This is a genomic window from Kaistia nematophila (assembly GCF_026343855.1).
Classification (GTDB): domain Bacteria; phylum Pseudomonadota; class Alphaproteobacteria; order Rhizobiales; family Kaistiaceae; genus Kaistia; species Kaistia nematophila.
In genome coordinates this window covers 404114-427164 of record NZ_JAPKNK010000003.1, presented here as the reverse complement: position 1 = coordinate 427164, position 23051 = coordinate 404114, and the positions used below count along the sequence as shown (strand labels likewise).

Below are 23051 nucleotides of genomic sequence, written 5' to 3'. Positions count from 1 at the left end.
GCGATGCAGATCACCGCCAGATACACGGACGCAGCAGGGATCTCGGCGAGGTTGGAACGGAGGGTGGAGCGGGTCATGCTGCCACCTCTCTGTTTGCAAGCTCCAGCAGAACATCGGCGTGGCAAGGCTGATCCAGCCGGCACCAGCAGGCGAGGTTCTTGCCGCGCAGTTTCAGTAGTGCATCGACCGTGTCATCTGACTTGGCCGCATGTTTGATGAGAAGCTTTCGGTATAGCGCGACAGCGTGCTCTGCATCGCGCACCGTGGGATCGCCCGCCATATAGTCGGCGAACGCCTGACCGGGCCATTCTCCGACCACGAACGGATTGCCGTAGCCGGTAGCCCGGTCGACCTTCACCGTATTGAACGGCATGCGCCAGCCTTTGCGCCGGGAGAGCTGCACCCGGATAGGGCTCCCGCTCATGCTTCACCTGTGGGGCTGGAGAGGGCGGCTCGGCCGGCGTCGTTGACCGAGAAAATCGGCCCTAGGCTATTCTCTCCGAGTGTACCAAGCCCCCTTTCGTCGAGAGAGGCCGCGACCTCAAGAAGTTCGGTGTCGTAGCCGCAGTAAACCCAAGGGTCTCCAAATAGGAGAAGTTCGAATTCAGTTTCTGTCAGCTTCTCACACACGCCCCACCTCCAGCCCCTGGCTGCGGGGAGTGAGGCGCTCGGAGGCGTAGGGGGAGGGCACCATCTTTCGGGCGGTTTCCTGGGCCGTCCGAATGATGATCTCGGCCTGTTCGTCATCGCCGGAGACGCCATAGAGCGCGGCCGCGACCTTGCACGGGTCGATCCCGTATTTGGCCCAGAACAGGCGCTCGCTGCCAGCGTGCTGCTCGCGATGGAGCATCGGCGAGAGCGGGAGGGCCCAGCGGTCGTCTGGCTTCTCGGCCATCCCGGTCTCGCGCTTGCCATATGCCGGGTCGCTGAACCGTATATGCGCAGCCTCGACCGGTCGCTTGCCGCTTATCACGCAGGGCAGGGCGCGCAGCCAGCGCAGATGCTGTTCGTCGGTCACGCGCTTCCGCTTGACGCCGCGCGCGGGGGCATTGGCGAAAGCTGTGTCGGGCCGCTGGATCTTGAAGGCCATCATCGTGTTGCCTCCCGGCAGCGCTTGTCGCATTCGTCGATGGTGATCTCGGCCGTCACCCGCTTACGGTGCGCGTCGGTGATGGCGCCAGCGGCGGTGGCCAGAGCCGAGCCCTTCTCGAGCCCCTTGCCCTTCCAGAACCGAGTGCGAACCTCCTCGATCGCATAGTCCGCGCGCTCGGCTTCGAGCTCTTCGACATAGAAGCGGAGCAGTTCGCGATCGTCGGAAGAGAGGCCGACCGAGGGGGATTCCGCCGGCCTCTCTTCCACGCCAGCCGAGCCTTCAGGGGGCACCAGCTCGGCAGGTTCGGATTGGGTTGGGGCGGTGGACACGTTATCTCGGTCCTGCACCGCCCCGGCGTCTCCTGCTTCAGGTGACGCCTGCTCCAAGGTCTTTGCGGTCGCAGGGTTTTCTACTGCGGTGGCTGTGGCCTGGTCCGCTCCGGGCGACGTAGGAGCCTTGGTGATTGCCTTGGAGATCTCCGCCTCGACGTTGGCGGATGAGAAGCCAGCGTCGGCTTGGCGCGCGACGGCAAGCCGCTCTGCCATAGACGACGCCGGTCGGGCACGAGTCGCCCGGGCATTGTCTGAGAGATCCATCATCTCGTCTTCGGTGTAGACGCCGAGCATGAGCGCAGGCTCATAAATCCGGGTCCAGTCGCGCGTGCCTCGGTAGATGAGCATCCGATCCGAGTTTTTCGGAGACCAGGGCGTGCCGGCGCCGGTCGTTTTCCACTCGGCGACCGATCCATCGAACATGCGAGTGCCGAGCGGGCGCACGCCTGGTTTGAGCTGGCTGACGATCTCGGCGGTGAATTCGACATCCGACACATAGATGCGCCGGCTTTCCCCTTCGCCCACGAAGAAGTGCTTGAGCCGGATGCCGGCCTTGGCCTCGATCACAGCCGCCACGAGCTTGCCTTCGTAGCAAAGCTTGCCGTGGACGACCGAGACGCACTGGGCGACGGCGAAAGGATCGAGGCCCCATCGAACGGCTTGGTTCACAACGAGAAATGTGTTGGCCAGGACCTGCTCGAACGGCAGCGGCTCCTTGGCCTCCTTCTTGCCAATCATCGTCAACGAGTCGGGGAGCAGGCTGGACTTCGCCATCACGGACGCAATGCGCTGCATGTGCTCGAACCGCGAAGTGTCGAGAACCGGGATCGGGTCGATGACCTCGATCGATTGCCGCGGGGGCCGCGGCTGCTCGGGAATAACTGCGACGTTGCTCATGCTGCGATCTCTTGCTGGATGAAGGCGCGGCGGTCGGCGGCGCGGCGGCGGGCGAAGTCGGAAAGGCCAATCGGGGCGGGGTCCACGCTGGTGCCGCCGGGACCCGGCCAGGTATTCGTCTTCAAACACTTGGCGAACAGGCGGATCGCCGCGCGCAGGTCGCCCTCGGCCTCCTCAATGTGGTCTGGCCGGATGACCCGCACTTCGACACAATGCGGCGGCGTCTTCTCCACGAAGACGAGGGCGAAGTCGTTCATCTCGATGCCAAGGACAGCCTTGGCGCCCCACTTCACGAGAGCGGCCTGCATGTCGAGCCGGCCGTCGGAGACAGCGCGGGACAGATCTTCCGGCGCGACGCCGGCGGCGGTTTTGAGGTCCGCGAAGTCGCCAGAGGCCGTCGGGATCGCGTCCGGCCGGGCCTTGAGCCAGATCCCGGTCTCTTCGTCCTGCCAGATCATGCTGTGCTCAATCGCGCCGTCGAGGATGCCGGCGGTGATCAAGGGATGAGCCTGAAGAGAGGCGTGCATGCCTCGGATGGCTTCGATCTGGCCGGACGTGAGCACGGTCAGTCCAGCATGTGCCTGTTCCGCGAGCCATGCCCGGCAAGACGCGTTGTTGCCGTTCCAATCCCGACCATCTGGGGCTTTCGCCAGGCGCACAGTGAACAGGCGCCCGAAGTCGCGCTCTCCCAAGAGAAGGTGGTGGGCTGCCTTGCCCAGAACCATGGGCTCGGTCGGCACATAGGGTATGCGGTTGGGATTGATGGCCGACGACTTCCAGTAGTGTGCCGGGCTGTCGATGAATATGGTCCGCAGTCCGCTCGAGCTGATGCTCGGGCCGTCGGTGCACTGGCCGTGGTAGCGCTCGATGTCGAGGTCGACATAGCAGCCCTTGGACGTGATGACGCCGTCGGGCGCCGGGATGGCTTGAACCAACATGGGATGCCTCGGTGCGTTTAAGGTTCGTCGCGCCAGAGCGCGTTGAACTCCGAAGGGTCTTCGTCCGGCTCGTGGTTCAGCCATTCGAAGACGACAGCAGTGAGCAGGGTGAAGAGGGCGAGACCGCCGATCAGGTAGAGGGCGATGTCGCCCTTGGAGAACGTCATGCGGTGGCGCGCCTTCCTTCGACGTGGTCTTGGCCGGCGAGGTCGAGATCGGTCGCGCGAAGCTCCTCTCGCCATGCCTGGAGCCGGCCGAGCGTCAGGGAACTGGTCCGCTGCGCCGGCAGGTTGACGAGTCCGCCCTTGGCCTCCTGGTGCAGCTTTTCGATCCAGTCCTCCTGGATCTCGATCGCCCTCTCGACGAACCGGGCCTGCTTGGCGCGGTCGCCGGCCTCGCCTTCCATGACGCAGATCATCCCGAAGATGCCGGCCAGGTAGGCGTCAGCGGTCTCGTCTCCGGTGTCGCCGACGGGCGGCTTGGTCCGGGAGCGGAGTACCGGGTGTGGGACAAATGCGTCGCGGGAGAGCGCGGCGAGCAGAGTTTTGGTGCCGGGAAGGGGGCGCTTCATTCCGCGGCCTCCAGCATCGGCTCGTCGACCGGGTCGGTGAACGCGGCCTTGATCCCGGCAGCGATGCGATCGGCGTACTCGGCGCAGTCGGCCGGCATGTAGACCGGGACCATCACGGAATCGTCCGGTCCGCTGGCGAACTGCAGCATCAGCGTGACGCCAGCCTGGAGAGCGCCGGGCTTGTGGCGGAAGACGCTGGCCGTGATCTCGGTCACGTCGTGGATTGACGGTTCAGAGAAGCGGGCCATCACGCGGCCACCAGCTGGCTTTCGGCGCCGTAGGGGCGGGTCCAGTCGCCGGCGACGAACTCGGGGATCCACCGATCTCCGTCCAAGACGAGTCCGAGGGCGCGCTCTACGAAGTCGATCGCCGCCTCGTGGTCATCGCTCTCGTCCGGGAGAAAGTCCCCGAGCCGGGCCTGTACGGCAACCGCGATCTCGATCGTGGCCGGAACCGACGTGAACGTGTCCAGGTCCATCTTGGAGCAGCCGATGATGCGCTCGCCGTTGTAGACTCCGCGCATGATCACCTCGGCGACGCGCTCCGGCGTCGTCATCCCATCCTGCTCGGAACCCTCGACCGACCGGCCTTCGCAAAGCCGCGGCGTCGCTTCGTTCTCGCAGATCAGCATGTAGAGCTGGTTGGTCGGGGTCGTCATGGTGGGTGCCCTCACCGGTGTTGATGACCAATAATTGCGGCAATCGCAAATCTATGTCAAACGGAAAATTGCGATTGACGCAAATTTAGATTTGGGCGAGACATGACGCATCCGCCGCCATTGCCGTGTCGAGGAATCGACGGGGCTCACTCAGCGAGGGCGGATCGTGCGGGGGTCGAAAGTCCTACGGTGCGGCTGAGGAAACTGAGGACGGGCAGGCCGAGAGGCTGTCCTGCCGTAAGCGACCGACCGAAGTGACGGTTCTTGTCGCTGGCATCGATTCCCTCCCGCGTGGCTTCGGCCATGGGGGTAGGGGGTCTTTGCCTGCTCCCTCCCTCAGATCGGGTTCTTGAAGAGAAGAAATTCCTATGAACTTCCCGTTCATAGGTTATGATTCACCATAGCGGTTCAGGAGATTTCTCATGGCCGACACATCGATCGAATGGACAGACGCGACATGGAATCCCGTTGCCGGGTGCACGATCCTCTCGGCAGGCTGCACCAACTGCTACGCGATGCGGATGGCCGCCCGGCTCGAGGCGATGGGCGTTGAGAAGTACGAAGGCCTGACGCGAAAAACCGGCGGCCGCGCGAAGTGGACCGGCAAGATTGCTCTTGACGAGTCGTCGCTGTCGGCGCCGGCCAAATGGGCGAAAGCGCGCCGGGTCTTCGTGAACTCCATGTCGGACCTGTTCCATGAGGATGTGCCGGTCGAATTCATCCGCCGGGTCTGGGGGGTGATGGAAGACACGCCGCGCCACACCTATCAGATCCTGACCAAGCGTCCGGATCGGATGCTTGAGGTGCTGAGCAATTCTCAATTCCCTGTTTTGCCGAACGTCTGGCTCGGCACGAGCGTTGAGGATGGGCGGGTCGTTCACCGGTTGGATGACTTGCGGCGCGTACCGGCGGCAATTCGCTTCGTGTCGTTCGAGCCGCTGATCGGCTCCGTCGCGGACGCGAACTTGTCTGGGATCCACTGGGCGATCGTCGGAGGCGAAAGCGGCCCGAAGGCCCGGCCGATGGATCCGGCATGGGTCGACGAGATCGCCGACATGTGCTCGGAGGGTGACGTCGCCTTCTTCTTCAAACAGTGGGGCGGGCGCAACAAGAAGGCTACTGGACGGCTCTATCAGGGCCGTACCTGGGATTTCTTGCCTGAGTTGAGGACGTGATTGCCCAAGCGGCGAGCGAGGGCGATTGCCTTTGGCTCCTTGTTGGCGACGGCCATGAACAGAGAGAAGCGCTGGGGGCCTCTGTCCAGAGGTAAAGGGAAGGGCTCCAAAACAAGCGGGAACAGCGTCTCCAAACGTCGCTTGACGTAGGCTTCGAGCGATTTCACATCCGCAAGCCTCTGTGCGACCTCCGGTTCATCCAGGATGGAGAGAAGATCACGCTGCGGCGGCGGAGCGTATAGCTCCTTCTCCCATTCGTCAGTTCCTAGCATGCGCGTGATGGCTGCACGCTTAGACGCATCGATCGATGACACTTTTCGTGCTGCTTGCCGGAACAGCCCGGACAGAGAAAAAAGATACCAGACGTCTATGGCGCGGGTGTCGGCGATGGCTTTGAGTGTCGTCCAATCGACCTCCATCCCGTAAGGGTCAATGAACATGACCGCGCGGGTTTTCCGCCAGCCGTCCCAGTCGATTTCGCTGCGGATCAGCTCATTGGCATCGCCCTGTAGGATATCGATCTGTCTGCCGGGGAAGTCAGCCTTCAGCGCCTCAAGAGCCTGGCAGTGGAGGGGGTTCTGCTCCATGAAAACCAGCCTGTCGAAGTGCGGCTGAACCTCGAGCGCGATGCGCGCAGACCCGCGTCGTTCTTCGATCATCTCCGCGACCGGCTCTTCGAACAGAGTGCCATCCCGCGCGGCAACTCTGACGGTCCGAGACCCCGTTCCCGCGAAAGCGTCGATGTACCAAAGTGCCGGCCATCTGGATCTGAGGGCCTTGGTGTAGAGCTGCAGGTAGCCCTCGACGATCGAAAGCTTCAACTCTGTGTGCTGACTGCCGAACTCATGCTGTACGGCCAGCGTCGTCGCATCTGCCATCCCCCGTCCCCCCGAATCAGGCTGCGCGATCAGCTTCCGGCACCTTCAACCCGAAGTCGAGAAAGTCAGGAGATCGGACCGTGTTCGTCTGGCGGGCTTGTGCGCGAACCCTGGAGATAAAGGCGGCGCCACTCGACCAGGTCATCGATCAGCGGGAGCAGGGCGTTCAATCCGACAGTCACCCCGACGTGGAACTTGGCGGTCTCGCGCTGCAGCAGGTCCGGGCTCGTTGGTGCGCCCTTGCGGCCGAATGCGAACCGGACGTGGTTGCCGTCGGAGTAGACGACGACCCGATCCGAGAATACTTCCTTGACGTCGTCCGCATAGGCCGCCTGCCACTCGGCCTTGCTCACCTTGCCCAACATTTCGTCGCCGCTCATTCGGCCCTGTCTCCTTCTTCGGCCGCCGTCATCGGCCCCAGTACGGCGCCCGCCAGCCGGCCTTGATTGCCTCACCCTCGTCGCAGAACCACCGCTCGCCGTTCTCAACGCTGACCTTGGTCCGGCTGTACCAGGGCGACCAGGGCGCATGGTAAATGTGCTCGCCCTTCTTGTTGATGTTGCCCTTGATCGGACAGCCCTCCGGCGCCTTCTGAGCGGCGACATCCCAGCGATGCTGGCGGAACTCCCACGGGGCCTCGCTCTCCTGCTCCCAGATGCCTACCGCCGCGGCGCGCGCTTCGTCCTCGGCGTCGACGTAGTCCTCGGAATAGCGGCGGAAGGCCCAGGCCAGCCCCTCCTTGACCATGAGGCGGCCGAGGTCGAGGCCGGCGATCTTGCAGACGCCGAGCGTGCGGCCGTAGACGTCCAGCCCTCGGTCGTCGCAGGTGACATCGCCCTCGGCGACGGCCTTCTCCATCTGGCTGATTGCAGCCTGGCCGCATTGCCATGTGCCCCCGCCGGGCTTCCTGCAGCTCTGGCCGGCCTCGGGCGCATCGATGCCGAAGATGCGGATCGTCTTGCCGTCGACCCTCAGTGTATCGCCGTCGATGACGTGCACCTCGGCCGCAAGAGCCACGCCGGTGAAGATCGCGTATGCGGCGAGCGCCGCCATGATGGATCTGCGCATTTCTGAGGTCCCCCCGAACCATAGCGACGCGATGCACCGCCATGCCAGCCCTAGATGCCTGGCGCGCCGCCGTCGCAACTCGGGCAGCGGCGACGATGAAAGTCCGACCCGTTGGCGCCGTAGACGTGTCCGCAGTCCGTCCGCTCGCATTGGAGCGCCCAGATCTTCTGGTTGTGGTCGGTCCCTTTGAACGCTGTCTTTCGGAGCAGTCGCTGCTCGTTCCTGTTCAGGTCGTCGACTTCGGCCATCTCAGCTCCTCAACCGCCCGCATCCCCAGTCTCATCGAACCAGTCCGGTATCGTCCCCAAGCGCACCAGAATGACCGGCTCGCCATAGTCCCCGGTGTCGGGATCGAACGTCCGCGACCAGGCAATGGCGCCGGCGTGCGTGGCCGCCAGGATCTTCGCCCGCTGCGTCGCCTGGCCGGCCGACGGCAGCTGCTGCGGCGGCTCCGCGGCGATTGTGTCTTCGTCATCCTCGAGGCGCTTGAAGGCCACGACGACGTGGATGGTGAGGGGCTGGGTCATCCTATTTCCACCCGCATGCCGATTTGACCTCGCCGATCTGCTTGTCGAGCCCGGTGATAGGGAAGACAGTCTCCGCAGGGTCTTCGCCGTAGGGGATGACCCTCATCGCGATCCGGTTCTTGCCGAGCAGTGTTCGGATGAACGGGATTGCACTGGCACCAGTCCAAAGGCCGACCGCCTCCCTATCGCTCGAAATGCGCCAAGAGCCAGTCGATCGGCCGCCTTCGTCGATGCGCCACTCCACACGGGTCTCGTCCAGTCCGAGGTATGAGCCCCACACCACCATGACGCCGGTCTTTTTTTCGTGGCAGCGCACCCACAGCACCGGCACGACATTCTTTCCGTAGCGGCCCCGATAAGGCGTGCCCCAAACCGACAGGAAGACGTCGTCCGTCCCCGCAATCTCAGAACGTTGTCGACCGATCTCCCAAACCCCTGCTTTGGTGTCGGTCTTGCTCGGTGGTGGTACGATTGTAGGCTTGGATGTGCCTGCTTCGACCGAGAGCTTCTGGTTGGCGCTGTTGACGCCAGGGTCTGCATCGGCGGCCCGATCGAAGCATGCCAACCGCTGCCCGTCGTCGACCAAACGAGCGCAAATGGCAAGCTTTTCGGGGAGTGTCTGAGCCAGAGCAGGGGCTGCAATGCCCGAACCTAAGACCGTCCCGCCAACTAGCGTAAGGGCCCATGCATTTAGCACCCGACAGGCCGCGCTCCGGCGGCTGCTTCTACAGCGGAAACGCGCGAGCATTGTTCAAGTTGCCGAGGGGGAAGGGCACTGGTAACGAACCTCATAGGCGGCTTTCGCCACCGCTGTGGTGCTGTCCGCCTTGCAAGGCCTCCCTTGCGCTGCAAGCCATTTCTCTGCAGCGTCACGGTAGACAACAGGGGCGGGGTCCGTGGAAATTCCGTATCCTATTAGGCCAGCGGCAACCCCGGACATGACAGCCGTGGAGGTCGGCGACGAAATCAGTAGTTTTGACTGCGCCGGAGCGTCATAGATTTTGTAAGAACGTGCGCGATCCTCTGTCGTTCCGGTCGTAGCGTTCTGGACGTACCGTTGCCCCTCCGGCAGAACGGTATAGTCGACAGCCGGCACATCTTTGTAGTTTTGGGTCATGTAATCGGCGCTTTGGCAACCGGCCAATGCGAAAACGAACCACAGCCAAACGATCGGCCTTCTATTCATTTCCCCTCCCCCTCGACTGTCGCGCTGCTAAAATCTTCGGAATGACCCTATAACAAGATCGGTGATCTCAACGGAAACATCATCCGGCGCATCACTGTCTTTCAAAATCACTATGGGGGCCTGAAAACGCGGGTCAGATGAGCGCGGCCACAGCTCGACCCTATCGGGGAATACCTGGATCTCTTTGATTGTCCGCTCGGCCAAGTCGCCTTTACGGCGGGTGACGATGACCAGATCGCCGTCAACAGGGGCCTCGCGAACCATCCAGTATTTGACAGCGATAGCGAAATCGCCGTCGAATATCCTCATCTGGTCGACGGACGGCCCCCTCACGAGGTAGGCGCGCTGCTCCAGGTTCGCGTATCGGCCGGGGACGACAGGAATGGGGTCATATTTTTCGACGTCCCAAATTTCCTCCTCCTGCCAGACTCCAGCTGCGACTTCGCCCGCAACGGCAGCAAACCGGACGATTGGCAAGAGGCCGTCTGAAGCACTCTCGTCGCCGCCGTCATCGCTGCCATTCAGTGGGATTCTCTCCCCGAAATAGCGTTCCATCTCCCGTAGGGTCGTGGCTTCGATGCCGCGGTCCTGCTTTCCGGGCTTCGCCAGCATCCGAGATACTGCCGACGCTTGGATTTTGAGATGGCTCGCGAGTTTGCCTTTAGCCCCATGCCCTCGCTCCTCGAGCTTTCGGCGCAGCCATTCGCGGATTCGATCGTGTTCGCTCGTCATCCCGGGATTGTTGCGGATCGCGCAATTTTTTCCATCGCGAAGATCGCAAATTTGCCTTGACGATAAATTGCGATTGTCGCAAATATGGTCGTCATGGAAAAGCACCTCGACCCAGCCCGTTCCGTCATCGCCAAGCTCGGCGGTCCCGAGGTTGTCCGGACGATCACCGGCAAAAGCCTCACGCGCATTTATCGATGGATGTACCCCGCCAGTCGGGGAGGGACGGACGGGATCATTCCTCACCTGGAAGCTCGCAAGATGCTTGAGCACGCCAAGGCAAATGACATCGCTCTCACCCCGTTGGACTTCTTCCCGCCCATCATGGGCGACCGGGCTGAGACGGCGGAAAAAGCCGAGGCAGCCGCATGACGCCCGTTCACGCCGTCAGGCGCCGCGCGGCCTCATGCCGGCGCCTCAGCTGCCGGATCGCGACGTCGATCGGGTGGCCACTGGTCTCTGAAGCATCCTCGACCAATCGCTCGACGGCCTCGGCCGCGCGGTCGTGCCCGTCGAACTCGCAGCGTAGCCGGTCGAACACTGACTCGCGATCGATGGGCGGTATCCGGGCCAGCAGCTCTGCGATTGCTCGGTCCAGCACTTCAATCCGCGCGTCGATTTCAGCGTCGGTCATCCCAGCCTCCTGATCCGTCATTGCACGGAGCCTGCGCCCGGCAAGGCCGAGCGTCCATGAAAAGAACCGGGCCAGACTTTCATGACCATTGCTCGCATCTTCTCGAACGAGACCTATGAGCGCCTGAAGGGTGCGGCCCGGGATTTGATCGGCGCCGCCGGTGGCCCTCGCCGTTGCCAGGGCATCACCCGCGGCACGGAATCGCTCCTGTCCCGCTACGGGGCCCGGCAGGAGGAGGTCTTCGCGCCCATCGACGTCATCGCCGACCTGGAGAAGGACGCCGGCGAGCCGATCGTGACCAAGCTCCTGGCCGAGCTCTCCGGGCACTTGCTCGTGCCGATGCCGACTAGCCAGTCCGCGGCCAACTGGTTCGGCCACCTGTCCGGCGTTCTGACCGGCGGCTCGCAAGTCGAGGTCGCGCTGTCTGACGCGCTCGCCGACGGTCGGATCGACGTCAACGAGGCAAAAGCCCTCCGCGCAAAGGTGCTCGAAGCGATGACCCAGATGGCCTCGCTCGGCGCCGCCCTCGACCAAGCCATCGATGGAGCGAAGCGATGATGCACCGCTGCCCGTGCTGCCAGCACGAGTTCGCAGACCCAGAGCCGCCAGTCGGCCTGACGCGGGTTCAGGCGAGAGTCCTTCGGGTCATCAAGGATCTCATCGCCAAGCGCGGCTTCTCGCCCTCCTACGCCGAGATCTGCGCAGCGGCCGGCATGCCCTCCCGCAGCAGTATCAACCGCGTTGTCTGCGCCCTTCATGAGCGCGGCTTCATCAACTTTCACCCCGGGCGGGCCCGGTCGATCAGCATCGTTCAGCAGAGGGCTGCAGCATGAAGCAGGTGTGGACTGATGAGATGACCGATCGTCTCCGGTGGCTGGCCACCAAGGGTGACTCCGCATCAGAGATTGCGGTCATCATGACCCGCGAATTCGACGTGGTTTTCACGCGCAATTCGATCATCGGCAAGATGATGCGGGCCGAGATCGTGTCGGCCAATGCGCGGAAGCCGAACCTCGAATGGACCGAGGCCCGGCTTAATAAGCTGCGCGTGCTGGCCAGCCAGGGCGTCAGCGCGGCTGATATCGCTCGGGAGCTCAAGTTCTGGACGGCCAAGGCGATCCGGGTCAAGTGCCGTGCCGAGCGCATCAAACTGAAGGCGCATAGGGGCGCTGCGAAGAAGCGGCCCAAGGTCGTCGCTCCCTCGATCATGGCGGATGACGTGCCGTTCCTCCCGCCGGTCGAGCTCGTGGTCGAGTATATGCCGGCGGCGCGCGCACCGGAGACGTTCCTTGCGGTCGGCCCGTTCAAGTGCCGACAGTTCCTCCCGGATCAGGATCAAAAGCCGGCGCCGGACCGGCTCGTGTGCGCCAACCCAATCGAGCCCGGCTCCCGCCGTTGGTTCTGCGCCGCCTGTTCTGAGCGCTTCCCAGCGCCGGTCTCTGCCGATCCGTTGGAAGACGACGCTCCCGAATTCAATGCAGCCCGCAAGCGCTCCACCCTGACCGGAGCCGTGCTGTGAGCGAGCCCATATCCCTCATTCTGCGCCGCGGCCGGGATGACCCGTGATGCTCAACCGCGCCGAAGCCTACCTCCGCGACCGCCGTCGCATCAAAACCCGCCTTGCATCCATCCACGAAAGGACGCCCCCGATGACTGCCGTCTCAGCCCCGAAAGAGCACAACCAGACGACGATTCCGCCCGAGGCGATCGTTGCCGTCCAGCTTTCCCAGATCCGGCGCGCGCAGGAGGAGGCAGCGTCGGCGTCGGGCACGGCGCGCGCGGCGCTGTCCAAGGCTGAAGGGAAGGGAATCAACCTGCCGGCGGCCAAGCGCGCCCTGAAGATCGTGAAGACCGGCAAGGCCGAAGACTTCGTCGTCGAGATGCAGGAATTGCTGCGCTACCTGAACATCCTCGGCGTCGGCATCAAAAAAGCTCAGCTCGATCTGTTCGAGACGGCCACCACGCTCGCGCCGATCGACGAGAAGGCATTCGATGATGGCCTGCGCGCCGGTCGCCTGGGCGAGGCTGCCGACAATCCCCATGACCTGACGACGGCAGCCGGCCAGCAGTGGATCAAGGGGCACTATCAGGGCTCCGAAGAACGTCAGCGCGTCATCGCCATGCAGGCGGAGGAGGAGAGCGAGACCGAAGTGCTCGAACCCGATGAGGTCGAGGGCGACCAGGGCGATATCGAGGACGATGCGCCGTTCGGTGAGGACGTGCCCGAAACTCCTCGCGCGGTGGAGGGCTGATCATGCAGAGCACCGAGATGCTGCCGTTCGAGGCGGAGCGCAATCCTGTGGTGTTTGCCCGCTCGGGCGAGGTCTTCGCGAACAGCCGTGACGTGGCTGCGTTCTTCGGCAAGCAGCACCGCCATGTGTTGGATGCGGTGGACAATCTGATCTCTCAGGAGCCGGATTTGGGTCTGCGGAATTTTCGGCAGACCCCCTACGTCGAGCCACAGAACGGCCAGACCTATCGGTCCTTCGATATGGACCGGGAAGGTTTCGAGCTTCTGGCCATGGGCTTCACCGGCACCAAGGCCCTGAAGTGGAAGCGCGCCTATATCCGCGCCTTCAAGACCATGGAGGACGAGCTCCGGGCCCGGCCGGTCGACCCGATGTCGGTCCTGGGGGACCCGGCCCAACTGCGCGGCCTGCTGCTCGTCTATTCCGAGCGGGTCGAGACCCTGGAGGCGAAGAACGTCCAGCTCGAGACGACCAACCGCGAGATCGGCGGCGCGCTCGACCGGATTTCCAATCGCGAAGGCTCGCTCTGCGTGCGCGACGCGGCAAAGACGATCCAGGTCAGCGAGAAGGCGCTCTGGGCCTATCTCCGCAACAACGGCTGGACGTATCGCCGCCCGGGCGCCGGCCATGATCTGGCGTATCAGCCGAAGCTGATCGCCGGGCTCTTGGTCCACAAGGAGACCGGTATCTACCGTGCCGACGGCACCGAGAAGATCGCCACGCAGGTCCGCGTGACGGCAAAGGGTCTGACGGCACTCGCTCGCATCCTGTCGCCACAGCTCCAGCTTGTGGGGGCCACCGCGGCATGAACTTCCTCGGCCTGGATCTCTCCTCCGCCAACACCGGCTGGACGCTCATCGAAGAGATGGGCGACGGCCGGCCGCCGCGGATCACCTGCGGTTCGTTCACCTGCCGGGGGGAGGATTACGACGACAACGTCCGCGCTCTCTCGGACCATCTCTACGACCTGCTCATCGGCTTCCGGGAGCGGGGCGTGCGGATTGATCTCGCGGGTGTCGAGGAGCCGCTCCGCGCGTTGCCAAAGCGCAAGCGGGTGGTGAACGATGATCTCTTCGCCAGCCGCACAGTCGAGGAACTCGCCTCGAACCCGCACACCATGCTCGTGCTGCCGGCGATGTCCGGCGGCGCCCTGGTGATGCTGCACCGGTTCAAGATCCGCGCGATGCTGGTGAACGTCGCCAAGTGGCGGATGCTCTGCATCGGCCGGGCCTACGCCCCGCGCGGCACGCCGGAGAAGGAGAAGAACGGCTGGGCCAAGCGGGAGGTTCGGAAATGGGCCGCTGATCTCGGTCTGCGCTACGGCTTCATCGTGAAAAACAGTGACCAGTCCGATTCCGTCGGCATCGCCGTCTACACCGCCGTCGAGGGCAACTCGATGGACGTTCGGAAGATGCTCGCCAGTCGGAGGGTCGCGGCGTGAACGGCCTCCCGCAGAACATCGAAGCCGAGCAGCACGTCCTCGGTTCGATCCTCTCGAGCAACGCGTGCTTCGACCGGGTGTCCTCGATCTTGAGGGCCGAGGACTTCCACGAGCCGGTGCACCGTCACCTCTACCAGACCATCGCCGACATGATCGGCGCTGGCGCGGTGGCAAATCCTGTCACACTCAAGGGCGTCGTCTCTGACGACCTGCAGGTCGGCGATCTCTCCGGCATGCGCTATGTCGTCCGGCTGTTCGCCGAGTACCCCATGACGTACGCCGTCGTCGATCTCGCGATGGCGGTGAAGGACGCCGCCATCCGGCGCGAGCTCGTTCTGGCGGCCGAGCGGATCCATGAATGGGCTTCGCTGACCCAGCCGGGCGCCAAGACGGAGGAACTGATCGCCGAGTGCGAGAAGACCTTCTCGGAAGCGATCGGTAAGGGGCGGTCATCCGAGGACGGGGACGCCGCCGACGGCGCGATCGAGGAGATCAGCCTCGCGCATCAGCGTCAGAAGAGCGAGGCGGTGCCATGGTTTATCGGCGAGGCCCAGCAGGTGCTTGGCGATGATCTGGAGTTCGGCTGGCTGATTGGGCTTCTGGCGGATTCAGGCGGCGGCAAGACCAGCTTCGCGCTTCAGCAAGCCTATCATGCGATGGAGGCTGGCTATCCAGTCCTCTTCCTGTCGGGCGATCAGAAGCCGACCGAGGTCTACAAGCAGATCGCCTCGCAGCGGGCCTCGGTGCAGTCCAACGATCTCCGCAAGGGCAGGGCGAGCGATGCCGAGCTCGAATCCGTCATCAACCTGCTCAACCAGATGCGGGACAAGCCGTTCGAGGTCCGCAAGATGGGCCGACCGACAACGGCCGAGATCTCCATGTGGGTCCGGGCCTTCAATCGGAAGTTCGGGAAAGGCTTGGTGATCATCGACCACGCGAAGCGCATCAGCTTCACCGATCGCCGCGCCATGCTGGCCGAGGGCGTCAACCAGGTCTACGGCGACCTGAAGGCCCTCATGCAGGAGACGGACAACGCCGGCATCTTGCTCATGCAGCGGAACAGCGACGGGCAGGGCAGGGAGAACCCCCGGCCGGTTCGAGGGGACGCCTATGGCGGAGCCGGCACGCTGGAGAACCTGGACGGCCTGATCGCTCTCTATGTCGAGGAGCAGTGGATCGACCACATGCTGTCGACGGCTCGAACCGACAAGCGGAAGACCGAAGTAGAGGGCCGTCGGGAGCTCGTCGCCGGCAAGGCCGAGTTGGTCGGGCTCAAGGCTCGCTTCGCTGAGGGTGGCATCCGCAAGGTCATCAAGCGCGAGGCCCGGTTCACCCGCTTCTCTTCGCTCGTCGAGGACTGGCGCGATCAGGGGAGCATGCTGTGAAGGTGACGACCAGCTCCGAGACGATTCACGCCGCCATGGATGCGGCCAGGAAGCAGGCGATCGCCGATTGCGCCAAGGTAGCTCGTGACTACGGCCACCGGCGCAACCAGTCCGGGCGTGCCAACAGAGCCGCCGCTGCCAAGGTCAGCGCCGCGGACGAAATCGCCCTGGCCATCGAGAAGCTGGGGGCGCGCTGATTGTCGAAGATCGATCGTCTCTGCGATCAGCTCGGCATCAAGATCGTCCCGTACCGGAAGCGGCGGCGGCCTCGGCAGACTCATGCCCGCCAGGTCATGCGCCGGATCGTCGTGAAGCACGGCGACGGGCATCTCCTGTTCGTGCTGAAGGCCATCCTCTGGTCGCGCAACAACACCGCCGAGCTCTGGTCTGAGACGATCCTCGCGGTCTCCGACATCGTCCTCGACTTCCCCGAATGGGCGGACGCGCGCGCCGGCGACTTTATGGCCGCATTCGACACGATCGAGCTTGCCCAGATCCGCCGTGAGGCCATGACCGGCCGACGGTTCTCCAAGCGTAGTCGGATCTATATCCTCCTCGTCATGGCTCTCCGTGACGCCCTGACCCCGGAACAACAAGGGAGCCTGCTATGACATGGACCGCATTGCTCGTCCGCGAACGCCTGGTCGAGGCGGCCGACACGCAGGCGCACATGATTGTCGATCGGGTAGGGCCGGGCCGCATCAAGAGCCTCTGGCCGGTGTTCGCCCAGGATCGAAACGACGCCTATGGCTATGGCCAGGTGCAGGTGCGCTACATCCCGAACGCTGCAGCCATCTCGCGGGCCGAGGAAGCGCAGGCATGGCTCTCCGCCCTCGTCGACGATGACAAGGGCCGCCAGATCGTCTGGGCGCGGGCATCCTGCGAGGCGGGGAAGCGCTCCTTCGCCGGCTGGTGCCGCAAAAACCGCATCGCTCGCAGGTCGGCCTATCGCCTGACCGACCTTATCCATGAGCGGGTTGCGCTAAGTCTCTGTAAGGCTGAGATAAACTTGCGATACCCCGACTATGGACGGGTGGCACAACATGAGGGCATAGAGGGGGGGCAAATCGATAGCCTGTCGATTTCTGCGTCGCCACGATCCTTCATGGAAGACGACGCCAGGCCGATCGATGTTCCCGAGGCCCGGGATATGGCCTGGGCCGAGCAGCAAGCAGAGCGGCGCCGCAAGATCCTCGCCCGATACGAGCAGCCTGCGACGTGACAGTTCAAGCCCCCGCTTGGGGCGCCGGCCGGTGAGGGCAGCCTCCCGGCCAACTATTCAGAGTGCCGGTCAGCTGTTTTTGGGCTCGCGCCCAATGCCTCGCTTCTGGAGCCGGTAGCCAATGAAGGCGCCGACTAGACCGAACAGGAGAGGGCCGGGAATGCCAACGGCCCCGCCTCTCGCCGCAATGCCGATGCCGCCAAACAAGATACCAACGACTATTCCAACTACCGCGCCGACAACCATCCAGCGCTGCGCTGGCGATAGTCTGTCCCGCCACCAATCACCCATTCCATTCCCCGCGTGAGTGCCACCGTCGACGTGCACCAATCGGCGATTGTGGCGCGAATGTCCAGCGCGCGAACCAACCAGCCCCCCAATTGGTGAACTGCATGTTCCGCCGCTCATTCATGAGTCTCGGCCTGTCTGCGCTCGCGCTGGCGTTCGCCGGCGGTGCCGCCGCATCGGTGGTCACGCCGCCGCAAATGGTTAGAGGTCTGCCGTCGGTCGCGCAGGTTACGCCCACCCGCCGCCGCTGGCTGCCCAAGTCCGGCGCCCGATATGCGGCGAACGGCAAGCGGGAATGCGCCCGCCGCCGCGCGCAGATTGCGGCCGGCCAGCTGACGACGGCGAATGGGCTTACGGCCTAGGTAGAGTAGCGGAAGTAGTTGCCGTCACCATAGTCGTAGATTAGAGCCGACGTGCCACTCACGGTCATGTTGAAGAGGCAGCCTTCGTCATAGTCGTAGCCGCTGAACTTTCCGCCGCCCTCCGCCGTCACGGTGAGATGCTTGCCCACACCGTAGTGGTAGAGACCCGGCAAATTCCCGGTGATGCGACATGAATTGTCGTAGTCGTAGGCGTTCACTGAGTTGCCATTGACCCCAGCCGATATCCGTCGGTGTTGGCCCGCTCCGTGGTCGTACACCGAGAGCAAGTCCCGCCCGGTGGAATGAGCTAGCCCAATCGCGGCGACCGCAGCCCTAACGTTTTCTTTCAATTTGCTTCCCCCTGGAAATCAAACCGAAATCAAACGATGGCGGAAAACCGAAGAGGCGGCAAGCGAGCCGGCGCTGGCCGACCAAAGGGCCAGCAGAACAAGGCGACGCGCGAACAGAAGGCGTCCCTTCAAGAACTTGCCCGCAACCATACCTCTGTGGCGCTGGGCGCCTTGGTGAAGGTAGCCACGGACGGGGAAAGCGAGAGCGCCCGCGTCGCCGCCGCGAACGCATTGCTCGATCGCGCCTACGGCAAGCCCAGCCAGTCCGTCCAACACTCCGGCGCCATCGGCTCCTACGATCTGACCAAGGTATCCGATGCAGACCTCGACCGCCTTGAGGCCATCCTCGGCCCGCTTGCCGACGCTGGCGGAGATCCGGGCGGAGCGGAGACGTAGAGAGGCGGTCAGGGAGCGGGAACGGGTCCAGCGGGACGCCGAGGCCATCCGGGCCCGGTGCCAGTCGCTGGCGGGGTTCATTCGCGAGGCCTGGCATGTGGTCGAGCCCAGCTCGGAATACATCCACGGCTGGCATCTGGATGCTATCTGCACCCACCTGCAGGCGGTCACCGACGGCCGGATCAATCGCCTGCTGATCAACGTGCCGCCCGGCACGATGAAATCGCTCCTGACCTCGGTTCTGTGGCCGGCATGGGAATGGGGGCCGATGGGTCGCCCGTCGCTCCGCTATCTGACCAGCAGCTACACGGAGAAATACGTCAAGCGCGACAGCCGTCGGATGCGCGACCTGGTGCAGTCGGAGTGGTATCGCTCGCTCTGGCCCGAGGTCGAGCTCGTCCGGGCGGGTGAAGCATCGTTCGCCAACACGAAGACCGGGTTTCGCGAGGGCGTGCCATTCGCATCGCTGACCGGTGGCCGCGGCGATCGCGTGATCATCGACGATCCGCACTCGACGGAGACGGCCGAGAGCGAGGCCGAGCGGCTGAACACGACCCGCATCTTCCGCGAGTCCGTGCCGACCCGTCTGAATGACCCCAAGACCTCGGCCATCATCGTCATCATGCAGCGCTTGCACGAGGACGACGTCTCCGGCCAGATCCAAAAGCTGGGGCTCGGGTATGAGCACCTGATGCTGCCGATGGAGTTCGAGCCGGACCGCCGGTGCAAGACTTCCATCGGTTTCGAGGATCCGCGCACCTATGAGGGAGAACTGCTCTTCCCCGAGCGGTTCCCGCGCTCTGTGGTCGATCGCGACAAGGTGCCGATGGGCTCCTATGCCGTCGCTGGCCAGTTCCAGCAGCGCCCGGCCCCGCGCTCCGGCGGCATGTTCCAGCGGGGCGACTTCGAGGTTGTCGACGCCGTGCCCGCAGGCGGCCAGGAATGCAGAGCTTGGGATTTCGCGGCAACGCAGCCCAAGCCGGGCAAGCAACCCGACTGGACGGTCGGGCTCAAGATGAAGCATGTCGGGGGCATCTTCTACGTGCAGGACGTCCGCCGCGATCGGTGGTCGCCGGCAGATGTGGAGAAGAACCTGAAGGCCACCGCGAGCCAGGACGGTCTATCGGTCCGCATTCGGATGCCGGAAGACCCAGGCGCCGCCGGCAAGTCCGATGCGGCCACGAAGGTCAAGATCCTCGCCGGCTATGATGTGCAGACCGTGCGACCGACCGGTGAGAAGTCGGTTCGGGCCAAACCCGCATCGGCCCAAGCTGAAGCCGGCAACGTGAAACTGGTGCGAGGTCCATGGAACGACACCTTCCTCGACGAAGTGTGCTCGTTCCCGAACGCACAACACGACGACCAGGTCGATGCTTTCGCCGATGCTTTGAATGAACTGGCGCTGGGCTCGACCTTCACATTGGCCAACATCTAGGAGCGGACATGAGCGTCGTTCAGTTCGCCCGAAGCGTCGGCGACAGCCTCACCAACCTGGTGGCGAACCTCGGCACCGGCCGGGACAAGGCGGCGTCGTCGGGCTACGTGCTGACGGTTCTGCCCGATAGTGAATTGCTCGCCGCCTACCGCACCGCCTGGCTACCGCGGAAGATCGTCGACATCCCGGCATTCGACAGCGTGCGGGCATGGCGCGACTGGCAGGCCAAGGCCCCCCAGATCGAGGCGATCGAGGCCGAAGAGAAGCGCCTGAACGTCAAGGGCAAGGTGCTCGATGCCCGTACCAAGGCCCGCCTGTGGGGTGGTGCCGCGATCATGTTGGGCACGGGCGACGCTAACCTCGCGGCGCCTCTGGACCTGGAGCGAGTAGGCAAGGCCGGGCTGCGGTATCTGACCGTGCTCACCCGCCGGCAGATCTCCGCAGGCGAGACGGACCGAGACCCGCAATCCGAGACCTACGGCCGGCCGAGCGTGTACCACCTCACAGCCGGCAACCAGGCGCAGATCGACATTCACCCGTCGCGCCTCGTGATCTTCCATGGTGCCGCGCAGCCCGACGAGGAGTTCGGCAACGCCCAGCTCGGATGGGGTGACAGCGTGCTGCAGTCCACGCTGGACGCCATCAAGCAGGCCGACGCGACCGCGGCGAACATCGCCTCCTTGGTGTTCGAGGCCAAGATCGACGTCATCCGGGTGCCGAACTTCATGGCCAACCTGGCCGATGCCAATTATCGGGCCAAGCTGATCGAGCGCTACACCCTCGCGGCCACGGCCAAGGGCATCAACGGCACGCTGATGCTCGACAAGGAAGAGGAATACGAGACCAAGACGGCCTCATTCGCCACGCTGCCCGATGTGCTCGACCGCTTCATGCAGATCGCCTCGGGCGCGGCCGATATCCCAATGACGCGGCTGTTTGGCCAGTCCCCGGCCGGCATGAGCGCCACCGGCGAGTCCGATCTGCGGAACTACTACGACCGCCTCAGCTCAATGCAGGAGCTTGAGATGGGGCCGGCCATGTCCCGGCTGGACGAGTGCATTATTCGCTCCGCCACCGGCGCGCGGGACAGCGCCATCCACTACACCTGGGCGCCGCTCTGGGGCATGTCGGAGAAGGAAAAGGCTGACGTCTTCAAGACCAAGGCCGATGGCGCGCGCGCACTGGCTGGCACGGGCACCAGCCCGCCTCTGATGCCGATCGACGCCCTTTCGGATGCTCTGGTGAACACCTTCATCGAGGACGGCTCGCTGCCCGGCCTCGAGGCTGCGATGGAGGAATACGGCCGCCTCTCCGAGCAGGAAGTCGACCCGCAGGACATCGAGGCCGCGGCGACGGTGGCCGGGCCCTAACCCGATGGTGCCGCGCTAGGTTTCTTCAAAGCCCGCAATCGAGCGACAAGAGAGGTATGCTGGTAGACCGCTTTCAAAAGCTCTTTGGTGAGTTCGATGGCGACCTCGACCTCTTCGGCCTCGATGGCATCATACGTCTTGGCCTCGATATGCGCGGCGTCGTTTCCCAGCAAACGGAGTTCATCTGCGGCGTCGAGAAGGTCTGCCGAAATCACGATCGTTGATCTGAGTTCAGCAATTCGGGCCTTCAAGTTGTCCCCTCTCGCCCCGCGCTCAACGCACATTTCCTCCAAGCTTCGGCGAACCATCAGAGCCGAGGCGCGATAGCAGGCAGACGCATGGCACATAACCGCCTCCTCCAAGCAAGATAGAACTTGTGGTGGCAGATTTGTCGCGTCGAAGTCGATGACTTGTGGTGGGTAGGACACCAACACTTTGTCGTTTTTCATTTCGACGAAGACTAGGGCGTTGCATTTGTCATTTGGGCAACGGCGAATCCCCGCGTGCAGCACGTCTACGACAGGGCGTCCATCCCTGATAGCGCCGATTCGTCTGGTGGTCCTTCCGACGTCCGTGTTGTTGGCAATTGGGTAGAAGGCACCAGCGTGGCGGCACGCTGGGCATACCATCATGGCTATGCCTGTCGACATGGCCTCCGGCATCTCGTCGAATCTGAACATTTGGGCCCTCCGACCCAATAAGAGCTGGGTGTTCCTAGAAATGCAATTCACCGACGCTGTAACCGTCGCGGGAACGCGTCGGCGTGATGACGGCTATCTGGTCGCTGACGCCCGCATCGCGCGGACCGGCGTTCAGGTCTACCTCGGCTCCGAGGTCGGAAAGCCTGACCTGGCGCGGGTGAGCGTCTACCGGCCCGGCGCCGAGGTCTTTCACGAGGACACGCTGAAGAGCGCCGCGCACCGGCCGGTCACGAATGACCACCCGCCGGAGCAGGTCAACTCCTCGAACTGGAAGCAGTACGCTGTCGGCCAGACCGGGGATGAAATCGCGGGTGAGGGCATCTTCATCCGCGTGCCGCTCATGGTCAGCGACGAAGAGACGATCAAGGCGATCGAGAGCGGCAAGCAGGAGCTGAGCGCGGGCTACACCTGCGACCTCGACTTCACGCCCGGCCAGACGCCTTCCGGCGAAGCCTACGACGCCATTCAGAAGAACATCCGGATCAACCACGTTGCCATCGTGCAGCGCGGTAGGGCCGGCTCGCAGGTCCGCATCGGTGATGCGGCGCATTGGGGCGCTGCCCCGGTCCTCGACCACTCCCCTCAGAAGGAACCCACCATGACCCTGAAGACGGTTACCGTCGACGGAATCCCTATCGAAGTGACCGATCAGGGTGCCACCGTCATCTCGACGCTGCAGCAGCGCCTGGCTGATGCCTCGGCCGGCAAGGACAAGCTGATCGCAGACCATGCCTCGGTCGTCGCGGCCAAGGATACCGAGCTCGCCAAGAAGGACGCCGAGATCGACGCCCTCAAGGGCAAGGTCATGGATGCTGCTGCGCTCGACGCCGCCGTGAAGGCCCGCGGCGACCTGATCGCCAAGGCCAAGGCCATCGTCCCGACGGTCGCAACCGATGGCAAGTCGGACGCCGAGATCCGCCACGCGGTGGTCGCGGCCAAGATCGGCGATGCTGCCATCAAGGACAAGCCGGCCGCCTACATCGATGCCCGCTTCGACATCCTCGCCGAGGACGCCGCCAAGGGCGCCTGCACCGATCCCTTCCGCACCGTGGTGCAGCAGGGCCTGACCTCGACCAACGACGCGGACGCCAGCGGCAAGGCCTACCAGGCCATGACCGACGGCCTGACCTCGGCCTGGCAGAACCCGAACGGAAAGGCGGCGTAAC

At 64.0% G+C, this 23051-nt stretch carries 36 protein-coding genes; 17 read left to right on the top strand and 19 right to left on the bottom strand.

The genetic code is table 11. The features are described 5' to 3' along the window. Positions 1-73: 73 nt before the first annotated feature. From OSH07_RS10620 to OSH07_RS10580, 9 genes are read right to left on the bottom strand one after another with little or no spacing between them, the layout of a single operon-like run. Positions 74-424, bottom strand: coding sequence for a DUF4326 domain-containing protein (locus OSH07_RS10620; RefSeq protein ID WP_266338606.1), 351 nt, complete (start codon positions 422-424; stop codon positions 74-76). Further along, positions 421-630, bottom strand: coding sequence for a hypothetical protein (locus OSH07_RS10615; RefSeq protein WP_266338605.1), 210 nt, complete (start codon positions 628-630; stop codon positions 421-423). Before OSH07_RS10615 ends, OSH07_RS10620 begins: the two co-directional genes overlap by 4 nt. Then, positions 623-1093 carry a DUF968 domain-containing protein gene (locus tag OSH07_RS10610; protein WP_266338604.1) on the bottom strand — a complete coding sequence of 157 codons (471 nt, stop codon included), beginning with the start codon at positions 1091-1093 and terminating at the stop codon, positions 623-625. Before OSH07_RS10610 ends, OSH07_RS10615 begins: the two co-directional genes overlap by 8 nt. Beyond that, positions 1090-2322, bottom strand: a complete 1233-nt coding sequence (locus OSH07_RS10605) for a recombinase family protein (protein WP_266338603.1) — start codon at positions 2320-2322, stop codon at positions 1090-1092. The genes OSH07_RS10610 and OSH07_RS10605 overlap by 4 nt, the downstream gene beginning before the upstream one ends. After that, positions 2319-3260: a PD-(D/E)XK nuclease-like domain-containing protein gene (locus OSH07_RS10600; protein WP_266338602.1), complete on the bottom strand. Its 942-nt coding sequence runs from the start codon at positions 3258-3260 to the stop codon at positions 2319-2321. The genes OSH07_RS10605 and OSH07_RS10600 overlap by 4 nt, the downstream gene beginning before the upstream one ends. A gap of 17 nt (positions 3261-3277) precedes the next feature. Then, positions 3278-3427: a hypothetical protein gene (locus OSH07_RS10595; RefSeq protein ID WP_266338601.1), complete on the bottom strand. Its 150-nt coding sequence runs from the start codon at positions 3425-3427 to the stop codon at positions 3278-3280. Beyond that, the gene (locus tag OSH07_RS10590) at positions 3424-3831 is read right to left on the bottom strand and encodes a hypothetical protein (protein ID WP_266338600.1); all 408 of its coding nucleotides are present in this window, start codon (positions 3829-3831) and stop codon (positions 3424-3426) included. The genes OSH07_RS10595 and OSH07_RS10590 overlap by 4 nt, the downstream gene beginning before the upstream one ends. After that, positions 3828-4079, bottom strand: coding sequence for a hypothetical protein (locus tag OSH07_RS10585; RefSeq protein WP_266338599.1), 252 nt, complete (start codon positions 4077-4079; stop codon positions 3828-3830). Before OSH07_RS10585 ends, OSH07_RS10590 begins: the two co-directional genes overlap by 4 nt. Continuing rightward, entirely contained in the window at positions 4079-4489 is a 411-nt protein-coding gene (locus tag OSH07_RS10580; protein ID WP_266338598.1) for a hypothetical protein, read from the bottom strand. Before OSH07_RS10580 ends, OSH07_RS10585 begins: the two co-directional genes overlap by 1 nt. Before the next feature lie 422 nt (positions 4490-4911). Between OSH07_RS10580 and OSH07_RS10575 the strand changes: the two genes are divergently transcribed. Beyond that, on the top strand, positions 4912-5664 hold the full coding sequence (locus OSH07_RS10575; RefSeq protein ID WP_266338597.1) for a DUF5131 family protein: 753 nt from the start codon (positions 4912-4914) through the stop codon (positions 5662-5664). Here the strand turns inward: OSH07_RS10575 and tcmP are convergent. From tcmP to OSH07_RS10540, 7 genes are all read right to left on the bottom strand, one after another. Beyond that, the gene (gene tcmP, locus OSH07_RS10570; RefSeq protein WP_266338596.1) at positions 5622-6542 is read right to left on the bottom strand and encodes a three-Cys-motif partner protein TcmP; all 921 of its coding nucleotides are present in this window, start codon (positions 6540-6542) and stop codon (positions 5622-5624) included. The two genes, OSH07_RS10575 and tcmP, sit on opposite strands and share 43 nt — an antisense overlap. Positions 6543-6607: 65 nt before the next feature. Continuing rightward, the gene (locus OSH07_RS10565) at positions 6608-6922 is read right to left on the bottom strand and encodes a hypothetical protein (protein ID WP_266338595.1); all 315 of its coding nucleotides are present in this window, start codon (positions 6920-6922) and stop codon (positions 6608-6610) included. Between the two features lie 28 nt (positions 6923-6950). Beyond that, positions 6951-7595, bottom strand: a complete 645-nt coding sequence (locus tag OSH07_RS10560) for a thermonuclease family protein (RefSeq protein WP_266338594.1) — start codon at positions 7593-7595, stop codon at positions 6951-6953. 65 nt (positions 7596-7660) lie between these two features. Next, positions 7661-7858, bottom strand: coding sequence for a hypothetical protein (locus OSH07_RS10555; protein ID WP_266338593.1), 198 nt, complete (start codon positions 7856-7858; stop codon positions 7661-7663). Between the two features lie 9 nt (positions 7859-7867). Next, a complete protein-coding gene (locus tag OSH07_RS10550; protein ID WP_266338592.1) occupies positions 7868-8137 on the bottom strand; it encodes a hypothetical protein in 270 nt (89 codons plus the stop codon). A gap of 1 nt (position 8138) precedes the next feature. Next, positions 8139-8723: a type VI secretion system-associated protein TagO gene (locus tag OSH07_RS10545; RefSeq protein ID WP_266338591.1), complete on the bottom strand. Its 585-nt coding sequence runs from the start codon at positions 8721-8723 to the stop codon at positions 8139-8141. A 627-nt stretch (positions 8724-9350) separates the two neighbouring features. Further along, a complete protein-coding gene (locus OSH07_RS10540; protein WP_266338590.1) occupies positions 9351-10160 on the bottom strand; it encodes a LexA family transcriptional regulator in 810 nt (269 codons plus the stop codon). Here OSH07_RS10540 and OSH07_RS10535 point away from each other — a divergent pair. Next, a complete protein-coding gene (locus tag OSH07_RS10535; protein WP_266338589.1) occupies positions 10149-10424 on the top strand; it encodes a hypothetical protein in 276 nt (91 codons plus the stop codon). The two genes, OSH07_RS10540 and OSH07_RS10535, sit on opposite strands and share 12 nt — an antisense overlap. 7 nt (positions 10425-10431) lie before the next feature. Here the strand turns inward: OSH07_RS10535 and OSH07_RS10530 are convergent, their stop codons facing one another. Further along, a complete protein-coding gene (locus OSH07_RS10530; RefSeq protein WP_266338588.1) occupies positions 10432-10686 on the bottom strand; it encodes a hypothetical protein in 255 nt (84 codons plus the stop codon). An 81-nt stretch (positions 10687-10767) separates the two neighbouring features. Between OSH07_RS10530 and OSH07_RS10525 the strand changes: the two genes are divergently transcribed. The 11 genes from OSH07_RS10525 to OSH07_RS10480 all read left to right on the top strand — a co-directional run bounded on the left by OSH07_RS10525 (position 10768) and on the right by OSH07_RS10480 (position 17633). After that, the gene (locus tag OSH07_RS10525; RefSeq protein WP_266338587.1) at positions 10768-11244 is read left to right on the top strand and encodes a phage regulatory CII family protein; all 477 of its coding nucleotides are present in this window, start codon (positions 10768-10770) and stop codon (positions 11242-11244) included. Beyond that, entirely contained in the window at positions 11241-11519 is a 279-nt protein-coding gene (locus tag OSH07_RS24515) for a LexA family protein (RefSeq protein ID WP_420909614.1), read from the top strand. The genes OSH07_RS10525 and OSH07_RS24515 overlap by 4 nt, the downstream gene beginning before the upstream one ends. 20 nt (positions 11520-11539) lie before the next feature. Continuing rightward, positions 11540-12205, top strand: coding sequence for a hypothetical protein (locus OSH07_RS10520; protein WP_266338586.1), 666 nt, complete (start codon positions 11540-11542; stop codon positions 12203-12205). A gap of 46 nt (positions 12206-12251) precedes the next feature. Next, a complete protein-coding gene (locus tag OSH07_RS10515) occupies positions 12252-12938 on the top strand; it encodes a hypothetical protein (RefSeq protein ID WP_266338585.1) in 687 nt (228 codons plus the stop codon). Positions 12939-12940: 2 nt separating this feature from the next. Then, positions 12941-13744 (top strand): Rha family transcriptional regulator, encoded by an 804-nt coding sequence (locus OSH07_RS10510; RefSeq protein WP_266338584.1) that lies wholly within the window; start codon positions 12941-12943, stop codon positions 13742-13744. Then, positions 13741-14376: a hypothetical protein gene (locus OSH07_RS10505; protein WP_266338583.1), complete on the top strand. Its 636-nt coding sequence runs from the start codon at positions 13741-13743 to the stop codon at positions 14374-14376. The genes OSH07_RS10510 and OSH07_RS10505 overlap by 4 nt, the downstream gene beginning before the upstream one ends. Further along, positions 14373-15761 carry a replicative DNA helicase gene (locus OSH07_RS10500; RefSeq protein WP_266338582.1) on the top strand — a complete coding sequence of 463 codons (1389 nt, stop codon included), beginning with the start codon at positions 14373-14375 and terminating at the stop codon, positions 15759-15761. The genes OSH07_RS10505 and OSH07_RS10500 overlap by 4 nt, the downstream gene beginning before the upstream one ends. Next, a complete protein-coding gene (locus OSH07_RS10495; protein WP_266338581.1) occupies positions 15758-15958 on the top strand; it encodes a hypothetical protein in 201 nt (66 codons plus the stop codon). Before OSH07_RS10500 ends, OSH07_RS10495 begins: the two co-directional genes overlap by 4 nt. Next, on the top strand, positions 15959-16372 hold the full coding sequence (locus tag OSH07_RS10490) for a hypothetical protein (protein ID WP_266338580.1): 414 nt from the start codon (positions 15959-15961) through the stop codon (positions 16370-16372). It begins immediately after the preceding gene. Further along, complete coding sequence (locus OSH07_RS10485; RefSeq protein ID WP_266338579.1) at positions 16369-16983, top strand: DUF6362 family protein; 615 nt, start codon at positions 16369-16371, stop codon at positions 16981-16983. Before OSH07_RS10490 ends, OSH07_RS10485 begins: the two co-directional genes overlap by 4 nt. A 392-nt stretch (positions 16984-17375) precedes the next feature. Further along, positions 17376-17633 carry a hypothetical protein gene (locus tag OSH07_RS10480; protein ID WP_266338578.1) on the top strand — a complete coding sequence of 86 codons (258 nt, stop codon included), beginning with the start codon at positions 17376-17378 and terminating at the stop codon, positions 17631-17633. Here OSH07_RS10480 and OSH07_RS10475 read toward each other — a convergent pair. Further along, a complete protein-coding gene (locus tag OSH07_RS10475; protein ID WP_266338577.1) occupies positions 17630-17851 on the bottom strand; it encodes a hypothetical protein in 222 nt (73 codons plus the stop codon). The two genes, OSH07_RS10480 and OSH07_RS10475, sit on opposite strands and share 4 nt — an antisense overlap. Positions 17852-18019: 168 nt before the next feature. Here OSH07_RS10475 and OSH07_RS10470 point away from each other — a divergent pair, with 168 nt between their 5' ends. Genes OSH07_RS10470 through OSH07_RS10460 form a run of 3 tightly spaced genes read left to right on the top strand, consistent with a single transcriptional unit; the run spans position 18020 to position 21184 of the window. Continuing rightward, positions 18020-18379, top strand: coding sequence for a hypothetical protein (locus tag OSH07_RS10470; RefSeq protein WP_266338576.1), 360 nt, complete (start codon positions 18020-18022; stop codon positions 18377-18379). Next, positions 18300-19814 carry a phage terminase large subunit gene (terL, locus tag OSH07_RS10465; protein WP_266338575.1) on the top strand — a complete coding sequence of 505 codons (1515 nt, stop codon included), beginning with the start codon at positions 18300-18302 and terminating at the stop codon, positions 19812-19814. Before OSH07_RS10470 ends, terL begins: the two co-directional genes overlap by 80 nt. An 8-nt stretch (positions 19815-19822) precedes the next feature. After that, positions 19823-21184, top strand: a complete 1362-nt coding sequence (locus OSH07_RS10460; protein ID WP_266338574.1) for a DUF1073 domain-containing protein — start codon at positions 19823-19825, stop codon at positions 21182-21184. Here OSH07_RS10460 and OSH07_RS10455 read toward each other — a convergent pair. After that, positions 21181-21864 (bottom strand): DUF4145 domain-containing protein, encoded by a 684-nt coding sequence (locus tag OSH07_RS10455; RefSeq protein ID WP_266338573.1) that lies wholly within the window; start codon positions 21862-21864, stop codon positions 21181-21183. The two genes, OSH07_RS10460 and OSH07_RS10455, sit on opposite strands and share 4 nt — an antisense overlap. Positions 21865-21904: 40 nt before the next feature. Here OSH07_RS10455 and OSH07_RS10450 point away from each other — a divergent pair, with 40 nt between their 5' ends. After that, positions 21905-23050: a DUF2213 domain-containing protein gene (locus OSH07_RS10450; protein WP_266338572.1), complete on the top strand. Its 1146-nt coding sequence runs from the start codon at positions 21905-21907 to the stop codon at positions 23048-23050. Position 23051: the final 1 nt, after the last annotated feature.